Below are 12,305 nucleotides of genomic sequence, written 5' to 3'. Positions count from 1 at the left end.
AACCGGCGTCATTACAATGAAGACTCTGGTTTGCATTCTGCGTTTTCTTGCACATGTGAGGCGTACCGTGCAGCAGATCTATACTGTTCAATATCTGCGAGGGATCGCAGCAATCGCAGTTCTCGTTTTCCATGTCAGCGAACGACATAATCTCGGCTTTTCAGTCGGAGCGGCGGGCGTCGACCTGTTCTTCGTTATCAGCGGCTTCATCATGTGGATCACGACTGACGGAACAGCCATGACACCGGGACATTTTGTTCAAAAACGCGTCAAAAGAGTTGTGCCACTTTACTGGGTTGTGACGTTTGCGACATTTGCTGCCTTGCTCGTCAAGCCGGCCTTTTTCTTCAATCACGATGGATCGTTGCAAAACCTCCTTGGCTCCTTGTTTTTTCTTCCACACCTGCAGGACGGCCTTCATCCGGTCGTCGTCCAAGGGTGGACACTCACCTACGAAATGGTCTTCTATCTCGTCTTCTCCCTCACGCTATTCTTCAGGGAACACACTACCAGACTGACCTTGGCAATCGGCTCGCTCTGCATCATGTGCCTTTCGTCACTCCTGTTGGATTGGCCTTACCTGCGGGCTTTGACAAGCCCCGTCATCTTGGAATTCGCCGCCGGTCTCTTGATTGGCCGTGCATTCGTCCGTGGACCAGATTGTCCGACCTGGCTGTGTATAGGACTTGCTGCCGTCGCTCTGATCTGCTTGGCAGCGGCCACGGCCTTTGATGCAGACCTGCCGCGCGCCATAAGATGGGGTGTTCCCTCGGCGCTTCTCGTCCTTGCCGCCGTGATGTGGGAGCGGCGAAGGAATGTCCAGCCATCCAGCATGCTGCTCTTCCTTGGCAACGCATCGTACTCGATCTATCTTTGGCATGTGTTATTCGGCGTGGCGATCGTCGCGCTTCTTCTGCGAAGCGGGATCCCGCATTGGGCTTTCCCTCCGATCGAAGTCGCGGCTGCGCTCGGCCTGTCGCTGATTGCCTATGTTTACGTCGAAAAACCGTTGGGCAGGGTGATCAATCGGCGATTTCAGTCCAGACGTCGCGATCCCCTGGCGACATCAAACGCCTGACGAAAAGGCTCCTGACTTGGCCGAGAAGACCGCGGCCGCGCATCTGGAAAAAGCGGAGCGGGCAAGGGCTTTGCGGGGCGCGACCGCAAATCGACCGGCGCAGGCTTCAATTGACGCGGGATACGAGCGGGAAATAGCGTTCGACAACGCGAGCGCTGCCAAAATTCGACAGGTGACCGGAATCGAAATAGAGCATCCTGCCATCGTCAATGTAAGGGCACTCGCCGGCTGCGCAATCCATCGCAATCGGATCAACGAAATCGGCGCCGCCCGCAGCAGTCCGCAGCCGCTGGTTAAAATCGTGATCGATCACGGTTGACCAAGAGGCCGCTTTTTGGCCAGCGGCTGCCTTCTTAAAAGCAATGACATCGACATTGGTTACAAACATTGGCGATTGCCCGATCACTATTACCCGGACACCCTGCGCCTGAAGCTGCCTGACAGTGTCGTCGAGCATATCCAGGCCCCGGCGTTGCAAATCAACCCATCGGCCCGAGAGCACGACCGTCTTAACGTCAAGCGACCGGATGATCTCTAGTGCCTTCTGATTGAATGCCTGGCAGTTCGGTCTTGCATAGGAGTAGTAGGCAAGGACCGGAGGGCATCCGGCAAATGTATACTCATAAACGCGGCCATGAATGGACGCAGCATTCGCGACGATCCCGGGGGCGTAGTGGGCGGCATAGGAATCCCCCCACAGAAGCGCAACATCACCCATGTTTGTCGTCAAAGCGCAATCTTCAGGGCGCCAATTTTTAAAGCCGTCGTCGTCTTCGAAAAAGCAGATGCCGTTCCGCCACGTCTGGCCGGCCTGCACTGTCGTATCCGCGCTCGCTACAACTGCAGAAACGTCAAGCATGCGCGCTTCGACCTTGGTTGCATAGCCGGGAAAACGCTGGGGGAAGCCATGAGCGGCGATGCCCGCGTAACCAAACAGCGAGACGATCGACATGCTGGCAAGCGCCGAGCCGATGAGGGCGCGCCGAGGCCAACTTACGGTCTGCAGACGGAACGGCGTTTCGACAAAGCGCCAGGAGCAAATGGCAAGCAGAAGGCTGGCGGCGATAATGCCCATGGCATGGAGTCCGTTGGGCTCCTCAAGGGTCACGTATCGGACGAAGACGGTAATTGGCCAGTGCGCCAGATAGAGCGAATAGGAAATCTTGCCGATGAATACGAAGGGCGCGCTCGCAAGGATTTTGCCGACCACGGAACGGGTCGGGCCGCCTGTATAGATGATGAGAGCTGCGCCCGCGCATGGCAAAACGGCGGCGAGCCCCGGAAATGGTGTCGCATCAGTATAGGCAAATACCGAATAGAGGATCAAGATCGCAGCACCGATCGCAACGGCGCTGTTTGTCCGGTAGGACAGCGTGCTTTGTCCTCCCCAAAGCGCCAGCAAGCTTCCAATCAAGAGCTCCCAGCTTCGTGTCGGCAAGAGGAAGAAGTTCGCTGTCGGAGCGACGTCGATCGCATAGATGCTAAGTGCCAGGGACAGTGTTAAGGCGAGTGCGAATGCCGCCAACCGCACGCGGAAGTTCACTTTGTAGAGCAGCCACATGGCGATCGGCATGAAGATGTAGAACTGCTCTTCGACCGCAAGCGACCAGGTATGCAGCAAAGGGCGTAAAAGCGCACTGTTTTCGAAATAACCTGAGAACTTCCAGAAATAGATATTTGAGGTGAATGTCCCGACGGCCACCAGGCTTCGGGCGAAGTCTTCGAAGAATGGTGGCAGAAAAAGCATGTAGGCGGCGATCGCCGTCAGTAAAATATAGAAAACCAGTGCTGGAATGATCCTGCGAAAACGCCGCTCGTAGAATGTCAGTATGGAAAAGCGATCATTCTTGAGATCATCGTCCAGAATTCTTGTTATGAGGAAGCCAGAAATAACGAAAAAGATGTCGACGCCGACGAAGCCGCCAGAAAATCCAGTGACGCCGGCGTGGAAAAACAGCACTGGCAATACTGCTATCGTCCGTAATCCGTCAATCTCCGGCCGATATTTCATGAAGATCCTAGTTTGTGAAAGGATTTTCAGGTTTGTTAGTCATGGGTAATCAGCTTAGAAGCCGGAGTCAATAGAACAGTTAAACCGGAGAAACTTCCTCATCTGTCTTGAGTAACATGGTTTCTTTTTTGTTCATCGGCTTCCTGGATAGCTGTTCGTGTTTTACATCGATGGCTTACTTCACCAGCCGGAGCGGCTAGAGAGCTGGGTTTGATTTACTCAGAGTCATTCCTACAGCCTCGAGCTGGTTTCGGCATTCGCTTGAACAGCCGGCGCAAGGGTAGTCGGCGATAACCGGCCAGAATTTGGCGATCCGCGCTGCAGCTTTCCTGAAACGGATGAAGAGTGAAGAATGGTTATCGGTCATCCGTCGTGATCCGCAGACGATGGAATGTGTTGCATGCCTTGATCAAGGCGGCGCTGTGCCATTGAATTTGACGGCAATGCGCCGACGGCGCCTCCCCTAACGTCGGCTGCGCAAATCGGGACGGCAGGGCGGCGGCCAGCGCCACCCAAAGAGCCGGGCTGTCAGATGAAATTAAAGCTTGCCTCGGCGATCTTCAGCACTGTCAGGTGGCCAGTGGCCGTTGCCGCCGTGTCGATGGCAACCCGCTGCGGTCCGAAGGTCGGCTGCAGGACAGGTGTATGCCCGTGGATCACGAAGAGCGGCCGACGCGGGCCTTCGCTTAAGAATGGCTCGCGGATCCACATGAGGTCCATATCCGTTTGTTTTGACATGTCGACGCCAGGCTTTATGCCGGCGTGCACGAAGAGTAATTTGCCGATCTGAAGCGAGACCGGCATCATTTCGATCATGGCGATGTGCTCTTCTGGGACGAGTTCCGCGACGAGACCTTGAAGACCGCGAACCCCTTTCGTCTTGATGATATGCGCAACGTCGATACCGTAGGAAGCAAGCGTCTCGGTCCCGGCGAAGTCGAGCCAATCAGCAATGATGGAAGGTTTGCGGAACATGCGGGCAAATTCGTCGTCGTGATTGCCTGAAAGCGCTACCTGCACGAAGCCAACAGGCGGCTCTGCTGCAAGCATGTCGAGAACCTTGCTGCTGGCGGGACCGCGATCAACATAGTCGCCGAGAAAAACGAGGAGCTTGGGGCCAAGATAGGCCCTAGAGTCATCGACTATGCGTCGTTGTGCTTCTGCCAGTTCATCGGCGCAACCGTGTATATCGCTGATAGCATAGATCGCATCGAAGTCGTTATCGGACCACAAGAGCCTTTGCCTGCCGATCGACTGCGGGTTCATATTGCGGCGCCAACGCATCGGGAAGTGAAACATTGATCCACCGAAAATGACAACGACTCAAATCTCCCTACAGGAAATGTCTTAACTGAAGTTCAAAGAGAAAGGCTCTCGAATCCCGTTATGGTTCATCTCGATGGGATCTGATTACAATTGCACGCTCAACCAGCGCAACGCCCCGGTTTTCCAAGTAGCAAATGCACAAAAATACACCAGATTAAATCTGCTTTTAACGCATCATTAATTCTTATTTACATGTTGTTTCTTTAATGATAACTCTTGAACAGTAGCAGTGGAGTATAGTGTACTTGCGTGTATCTAATGCGTACCTGACGAACTTGGAATCCAGCAGTCGCTGCACGATTTCGATTTGGCGCCCGTTGCAATATATGCGGCTGGCTCAACAGTTTTTCAGAAAAGACTTCACCCACCTTGATCACTCAAGGTATGGTCTTCCCGCGCTTGGGACATCCCACGGTCACCCCTCCCCGCTCAGCGATTTCAAAATGTCGTTAAACACGTCCGTCGACGCCCCTTGCAACGGTCTACGACGTGTTTTCGGAGGGGGAAAGAACGGTGACCAGCCTCATTAGCAACTTTGAGAACTCGAAAGAGTTGCGCCAGCGAGCCAGAAGGTTGATTCCGGGAGGAGCGCATACTTATGCAAAGGGCGACGATCAGTATCCGGTCTTATCGCCGGGCTTCATCGCCCGGGGGCACGGCGCCTATGTCTTTGATGTAGACGGCAACAAATATATCGAGTTTGGCATGGGAAACCGTGCAGTCTCCCTTGGCCATGCCTATCCGAAGGTCTTGCGCGCTGTCGAGCGTGAATTGAAAAATGGTGCGAACTTCACCCGGCCGGCAGTCATCGAGTTAGATTGCGCATCGATCTTTCTTGAGACGATCCAAGGCGCCGAAATGGTCAAATTCTGCAAGGATGGCTCACATGCAACCTCTGGCGCCATCCGTTTGGCAAGAGCCGTCACCGGTCGTGACCTTGTTGCCCGATGCGCCGATCACCCGTTCTTTTCGACCGACGATTGGTTCATCGGCACAACGCCCATGAATGCCGGCATCCCGAAAGCCGTACGGGATATGACGCTATCGTTTTGCTATAATGAGATTGACAGTGCCAAAGCACTGTTTGAGCAACATCCCGGTAAGATCGCGGCTGTCATCCTTGAGCCATCGAAAGGCGAAGCACCGAAGGATAACTTCCTGCATCGTCTTCGTGATCTTTGTCATGCCAATGGAGCACTTTTCATCCTTGACGAGATGATAACCGGTTTCCGGTGGCACCTGAACGGAGCGCAGGCTCTTTACGATATCCAGCCAGATCTATCCTGTTTCGGCAAAGCGATGGGCAATGGCTTTGCCATCTCCGCGCTTGCGGGAAAACGCCAATTCATGGAGCTTGGCGGTATCGATCAGCGCGAGAAGCCACGCGTTTTCCTGTTGTCGACCACCCATGGCGCTGAAACGCACGCTATGGCGGCGGCAATTGCAACGATGAAGATTTATCGTGAAGAGCCGGTGATCCAGCATCTTTTTGAAAAAGGCGAGGCGCTTCGAAAAGGTATTTCGCAGATCGCCGCTAGCCACGGGATTAGCAATCATTTCAGCGTCTTCGGGCTGGCAAGTAACCTCGTTTACGCAACGATTGATGAGGACGGCCGTCCCTCCCAAGCGTTCCGCACGCTGTTCCTGCAGGAATTGATCAAGCGCGGCGTTCTCGCTCCCTCCTTCGTTGTCAGTTACACGCACGGCGACCCCGAGATTGCAAAGACGCTCGATGCTGTTGACGGTGCGCTTTGCGTTTATCGCAAGGCCCTTGAAAACGGTGTGTCCAATTATCTGGTCGGCCGACCATCGGACGTGGTGTTCCGCGCCACGAACCGCATGACAACCCAGCCTGACGCTGTGCCCGCTCTGGTGCCTGAATTAAATCGTCGCGTCAAACGGCGCGAGACGAGCCTTGCCACTGCCGGCCGATAGAGAGGTTTAATGATGCATCGCCCCGGATCATTTTCGAGGAGCCTAAAACTCACGGCTGTTCTACCGCGAACAGATCAGCAAAGGTAAACGTCTCATAAAGCTGCCATAGGTTTCAGACCACGTACTCTTCACTGCATCGTTTCGTCTAGGGGGACGAAGATCATGTCTTCATTCAACTGCCGGTTCTGCAATACCACACTCACTCAGACGGTCGTCGACCTTGGCGCGTCACCGCTTGCAAACTCCTACATCGCCATCGACAAAACCCAGGATGCCGAACCGTTCTTTTCACTACATGCTTTCGTTTGCGACGAGTGCTTCTTGGTCCAGGTCCCTCCCATGGCGCCGCGGGAAGACATTTTCGACAGCGAATATGCCTATTTCTCCTCCTATTCGGCCTCGGTACTGAAACATGCCCGCGAATATGTTGACCATATGGTCGAGCGGTTTCAATTCGACTCTGGCCACCAGGTGATCGAAATTGCCAGCAACGACGGCTACCTTTTAAAGAACTTCAAGGAACGCGGCGTTCCGGTGCTCGGCATAGAGCCATGTGCCAATGTCGCGGCTGTCGCGGTAGAGGCCGGCATCCCGAGCAGGGTGCAGTTTTTCGGTGTCGAGACGGCACGGCAGTTGGTTGGCGATGGCCTCACAGCTGACCTATTGATTGGCAATAACGTGCTGGCGCATGTCCCCAACATCAACGATTTCGTTGCCGGCATCAAAATCGTGTTGTCGGCAACCGGCATCGTAACGATCGAATTTCCGCATCTCATGAAGATGCTGGAGCTCAATTACTACGATACGATCTATCATGAGCACTATTCGTACCTGTCGCTCTATAGTGTCGAGAAAATCTTTGCCCATCACGGCTTGACGATCTTCGATGTCGATGAGATCCGTCCACAAGGAGGATCGTTGCGCATTTATGCTCGCCACGCCGAAGATCAAAGCCAGCCAGTCTCGGTGCGTGTCGGCGAACTGCGCGCGCGCGAGATTGAAGGCGGCGTCAACTCTGTTCAACGCTACAGCAAATTTTCTGAACAGGTTCACCGCACCAAGCGCGATCTGCTGCGCTTTCTGATCGATGCAAAAGAGAGCAAAAAGACCGTTGTCGCCTATGGCGCTCCGGCAAAGGGCAACACGCTTTTGAATTTCTGCGGCGTTGGTACGGATCTCATCGAATATACTGTCGATGTCAGCCCTCATAAGCAGAACCACTTGCTTCCGGGGACCCGCATCCCGATCCACGCACCGCAAAAGATTGCGGAGACCAAGCCCGATTACGTCCTGATCCTTCCCTGGAACATCAAGGATGAGATCATCAGCCAAATGTCGGAGGTCAAAGGCTTGGGCAGCCAGTTTGTGGTTCCGCTTCCCAATGTCGAGGTCGTTGCTTGAGCGCCGTCAGTGCGCCAGACAAGGAGCCTGCCGGCGCGCGGATGTATGCCCTCATTGAACGACTTTATCCGATCTGTCGCAGCATCACCGGTCCCGGCGTCGTGGAGACACTGGAGATTATCAGGCAGGAAATTCCGGTTAAGATTCATCGCATAGCAAGCGGCACAGAGATCTTCGACTGGACGGTCCCGCAGGAATGGAGCATCCGCGATGCCTATGTGAAGGACGATAAGGGCAATCGCGTCATCGACTTCAAGGCAAGTAATCTGCACGTCGTCAACTATTCACGACCGATCCACGCGACATTGCCGCTTAAGGCGCTGAGGACCCATCTACACACCGACCCCGCCCATCCCGCTTGGATACCCTACCGGACGAGCTACTACAAGGAGGACTGGGGCTTCTGCCTCTCCCAGAACGCCCTTGAGGCGATGAGCGAAGGATCCTACGAGGTCCTGATAGACTCAACACTTTCAGACGGCGAACTCCTGTGGGGCGAGTGTTTCATCCCCGGCACCACAACCGACGAGATCGTTATCTCGACGCATATCTGCCATCCGTCACTTGCCAACGACAACCTGTCCGGCATCGCCGTCTGTGTCGAGCTTGCTAAGCTTTTGATGGCAGCACAGCGGCGCTATTCCGTGCGGATGCTCTTCATTCCGGGCACCATCGGTTCGATTGCCTGGCTTTCGATGAACCGCGAGCGGCTGTCGCGCATCAGACATGGTCTCGTCGCCGTCAACCTGGGCGACCCTGGCATGCTGCATTATAAGAAAAGTCGTCACGAAACGGCCGAGATCGATCGGGTGGTGGAGCATGTGCTGAAGGCAGCGGGGCAAGCCCATTCGATTATGGCGTTTTCTCCCTATGGCTATGACGAAAGGCAGTTCAGCTCGCCTGGCATCAACCTTCCCTTCGGCTGTCTGTCGCGTACACCCTACGGGCGGTTTGCTGAGTACCATACGTCGGGCGACAACCTTGATTTCGTGAAGCCGGAAGCGCTTGCCCACTCGCTCAAAACCTACGCCTGCGTGCTTGACACACTGGACCGCAATCGAGCTTTCCTGAACCTTTCGCCGATGTGCGAGCCGCAACTTGGAAAACGGGGGCTCTACGATGCCGTCGGCGGCAAATCCGACACGAAGACGCGTCAGTTGGCCCTGCTCTGGGTTCTAAACTACTCGGACGGCAAACATGATCTCCTCGATATCGCCGTAAAATCGGGTCTTGAATTTGATTTGATTGCCGATGCCGCCGATCTTCTGCTTGGCCATGATCTACTTGCACCGGCGCAGAGGGACTAGGGATCATGGAAAAATCTCTTAAGGGGCGGGTGGCAGTGGTGACCGGGGCAGCGGGCGGTATCGGTCAGGCGATCGTATCAGCCTTAGGTGTAGCCGGCGTGACCGTTCATGCTCTTACCCGCGGCGGCGTCCCGCCGTCGTCCCTTAGCAACGGAGCATCGATCAGCTGGCATCACGTCGATCTTGCCGATGATCGGGCGATCGCCGAATTCGTCGCCCGTTTGCGGGTGACCGATCGCGGCATCGACTACCTTGTGCACAGTGCTGGCGTCTTTCGTTCCGGTCCGGTTGCGCAAAGCCCGGTGGAAGAACTCGATAACGTTTGGCGCGTCAATCTGCGCGCGCCCTATGTTCTGACACAGCTCCTCCTCCCGGCACTGGCCAGACAGAAGGGTTATATCGCGTTCATCAACTCAAGCGTGTGGCTGAATCCGAGAATGGAGCTCGCGGGTTACACGATGAGTAAATATGCCTTGAAGGCCTTTGCCGACGTGCTGAGAGCCGAGATCAACAATCAGGACGTGCGTGTCCTCAGCATCTTTCCCGGGAAGACCGCAACGCCGATGCAGGAAACTATCCATGATTCGCGAGCGCTTTCCTATCAGGCAGACGAGTTACTGCAGCCGGAATCGGTGGCAGCGAACCTAATCACAGCCTTGTCGATGCCGTCCACCTGTGAAGTCACCGAGATTTTCATGCGTCCAGCACGACCGACGCCGCCGACCTTCAACGACTAGACATTCTTGGTGCCTCCATCCGCAGCGCCAGCGTGATAGAGCAAATACGCTCATGACGGACAGACGTCCCTGCCCTCTCCAGCATTCGGAATGCCTACCTGTACCATTATGAAACGGCAGCAGCTGAACTTTGTTCAAAAACTAATCTACGGCGTAAAATCAAGCTTTTAGCTATCAGATTCGTTAATTTTTTGTTGCCTATTTCAGATTTCTGAAATAACGTCGTCACAAATACTGATACGCCGTTCTAAGGCTGCCGGTATAAACGATCGCAACTAGTTGAACGCGGTCGATATTGGCAACATCGGCGCTGAAATTCTGGCAGGATAACTATGCGGTGATTCCACCGCGCGTTTATTCTGCCTGTAATAAAAGAACCAGAAAGTATAGCCTGGAATTTTTAGTGCCGACGTCCCCGCGCCATTTGTTTCTCGTACTCGCTTCGGGTTGCTACTATGAATTTCGATCAACCTTCACATGCTGACCGCTCAGTTATGGGTCAGGAATTCAGTTGCATTTTCCGGCAGATCTTTTCATTGATCTTGCTAACGTGTGCGCTTGTCCCCAACGTTCAAGCCGCGGACGGCCGCCCTGCAGCGTCCTTCTTCGAGAGCTTTGACCGGCTCGATCCCAACTTCTGGTATATTTCAGACGGCTGGACGAACGGTGATCATCAAAACTGCTTCTGGTCGGCAGAAATGATCAAGATTGCCGACGGCTTTGCGTCGCTGATGCTCGCAAAGGACACTGTCGATCAGAAGGCCCTTCTGTGCGCAGAAATCCAGACGAAGCAACGCTACGGCTTTGGTACCTATGAGGCACGGATAAAGTCGGCGACCGGGTCAGGCCTTAACTCGGCGTTCTTCTCCTATATTGGCCCCGCCGACCAGGAGGAGCACGACGAGATCGATTTCGAGGTGCTGGGGAAGAACAGTGCTGCTGTCCAGGTCAACCAATATGTGAAAGCGAAAGGCGGCAACGAAAAGCTCGTTTCACTCGCCGGTCCGGCAGACGTGGATTTCAACCATTTCGCCTTTACCTGGGAGCCCTCGAGACTGCGGTTCTACGTCAACGGCTTACTCGTCAACGAAGTTACCGATACGCTCCGCATTCCGACGGCAAGGCAGAAAATCTTCTTTAGCCTGTGGGGAACCGATACGCTGACAGGCTGGATGGGCCCCTTTGCCTACAAAGGACCGGCGATCATGCAGGTCGACTGGGTGAGCTATACCGCTACAGGCGAAAGATGTCTGTTTGCAGCCTCTCTGACCTGCGACGGGGCCATCACCGTCAGCGCCCCTGCAAAGCCGCAGGAGAACCTTTGATGGCGCACGTGCTTTACCTAGTCCATGATCTGTCCGATCCGGCAGTTCGCCGGCGCCTGATCATGCTGACACGCGGCGGCGCGACGGTTGACCTTCTAGGTTTTTCGCGAGCTAAGATCCCAGGCGATATCGAAGGCATCAAGCCGGTCAACCTCGGCAAGACGGCCGATGGTCGCTTTGTCCAGCGCACCTGGGCCGTTCTCAAGGCAATGGCAAGGCTGCGTTCCGTCCTTGCAGGCCTCAGCAAGCCGGACGTGATCGTCGCCCGCAATCTCGAAATGCTTGCATTGGCAAACCGCGCCAACGGCTATTTCGGCGGGTCCGTACCAATCGTTTACGAGTGTCTCGATATTCACAGGCTGCTCGTCGGCATGGGTCCCGTCGCGCGCTCGATGCGATTTGCCGAACGTTGGTTTGGCCGAAACGTCAGTGCGATCGTCACCAGTTCGCCAGCCTTCAAGAGCAACTATTTCGATGTGCTGTCGTTTCTGAAGGTCCCGGTCATGCTCGTCGAGAACAAAGTCGTCGCGGTCATGGATGACGGCCTTCTTCCTGCCCCACAAAAACGCGAAGACCGGCCATGGCGCATCGGCTGGTTTGGCGCGCTGCGTTGCAGGAAATCATTGAAGCTGCTCGCGCACTTCTCAAGGATGGCGAATGGCAGGTTCGAGATCATTCTGCGCGGCCGGCCGGCTTATTCGGAATTTGACGATTTCGACGCCTTCGTGGCGAACGAACCCTTCATGCGTTTTTGTGGGCCCTACCGAAACCCGGAGGATCTGGGTGCAATTTACGGCGAGGTCGACTTTGCCTGGACGGCCGATTGTTTCGAAGAGGGCCACAATTCCAAGTGGCTGTTACCGAACCGGCTTTACGAAGGATGCCTGCACGGGGCGGTACCGATTGCCGTTCAAGGCACCGAGACGGCTGAGGCACTTCGGCGCAATAATATCGGCCTGATCTTGTCGGATGCCACGTCCGTTGCGCTAAGCATGGCGATGGAGGGGCTGGACGTTCGCCGCTTTAGGTACCTGAAGTCCGCCGTTGCCGCGTGCGATCGGCGCAACTGGGCGATCGATGAGGCAGACTGCAAGAACTTGGTCGCCTGGCTCGCCGGCTTGGCGCCATCCGAGCCTCGCAAAACTTCAGATCACTTTCCGATCAGTTCGTCATTTGCCATATAGG

9 protein-coding genes are annotated in these 12,305 nt (G+C 55.1%); 7 read left to right on the top strand and 2 right to left on the bottom strand.

Annotation, left to right across the window (positions count from 1 at the left end):
• Nucleotides 1-16 precede the first annotated feature (16 nt).
• Nucleotides 17-1,078, top strand: a complete 1,062-nt coding sequence (locus tag ISN39_RS26380; protein WP_194731078.1) for an acyltransferase — start codon at nt 17-19, stop codon at nt 1,076-1,078.
• 106 nt (nt 1,079-1,184) lie between these two features.
• Here the strand turns inward: ISN39_RS26380 and ISN39_RS26375 are convergent, their stop codons facing one another.
• Nucleotides 1,185-3,089 (bottom strand): acyltransferase family protein, encoded by a 1,905-nt coding sequence (locus ISN39_RS26375; protein WP_194731077.1) that lies wholly within the window; start codon nt 3,087-3,089, stop codon nt 1,185-1,187.
• Nucleotides 3,090-3,617: 528 nt separating this feature from the next.
• Nucleotides 3,618-4,388 carry a metallophosphoesterase family protein gene (locus ISN39_RS26370; RefSeq protein WP_194731076.1) on the bottom strand — a complete coding sequence of 257 codons (771 nt, stop codon included), beginning with the start codon at nt 4,386-4,388 and terminating at the stop codon, nt 3,618-3,620.
• A gap of 540 nt (nt 4,389-4,928) precedes the next feature.
• Here ISN39_RS26370 and ISN39_RS26365 point away from each other — a divergent pair.
• The 6 genes from ISN39_RS26365 (at nt 4,929) to ISN39_RS26340 (ending at nt 12,304) form a co-directional block, all read left to right on the top strand.
• The gene (locus tag ISN39_RS26365; RefSeq protein ID WP_074072010.1) at nt 4,929-6,350 is read left to right on the top strand and encodes a glutamate-1-semialdehyde 2,1-aminomutase; all 1,422 of its coding nucleotides are present in this window, start codon (nt 4,929-4,931) and stop codon (nt 6,348-6,350) included.
• A 162-nt stretch (nt 6,351-6,512) separates the two neighbouring features.
• Nucleotides 6,513-7,751, top strand: a complete 1,239-nt coding sequence (locus ISN39_RS26360; RefSeq protein ID WP_194731075.1) for a class I SAM-dependent methyltransferase — start codon at nt 6,513-6,515, stop codon at nt 7,749-7,751.
• A gap of 41 nt (nt 7,752-7,792) precedes the next feature.
• Entirely contained in the window at nt 7,793-9,058 is a 1,266-nt protein-coding gene (locus tag ISN39_RS26355; RefSeq protein WP_194731931.1) for a DUF4910 domain-containing protein, read from the top strand.
• A 29-nt stretch (nt 9,059-9,087) separates the two neighbouring features.
• Nucleotides 9,088-9,795, top strand: a complete 708-nt coding sequence (locus ISN39_RS26350) for an SDR family NAD(P)-dependent oxidoreductase (RefSeq protein WP_194731074.1) — start codon at nt 9,088-9,090, stop codon at nt 9,793-9,795.
• Between the two features lie 455 nt (nt 9,796-10,250).
• The gene (locus ISN39_RS26345) at nt 10,251-11,120 is read left to right on the top strand and encodes a family 16 glycosylhydrolase (RefSeq protein ID WP_348651990.1); all 870 of its coding nucleotides are present in this window, start codon (nt 10,251-10,253) and stop codon (nt 11,118-11,120) included.
• Entirely contained in the window at nt 11,120-12,304 is a 1,185-nt protein-coding gene (locus ISN39_RS26340) for a glycosyltransferase (RefSeq protein ID WP_194731073.1), read from the top strand. The genes ISN39_RS26345 and ISN39_RS26340 overlap by 1 nt, the downstream gene beginning before the upstream one ends.
• Nucleotide 12,305 lies beyond the last annotated feature (1 nt).

Source organism: Rhizobium sp. 007, assembly GCF_015353075.1.
GTDB lineage: Bacteria > Pseudomonadota > Alphaproteobacteria > Rhizobiales > Rhizobiaceae > Rhizobium.
Note: the sequence above shows the minus strand (reverse complement) of the source record. Positions and strands in the feature narration are given on the sequence as shown.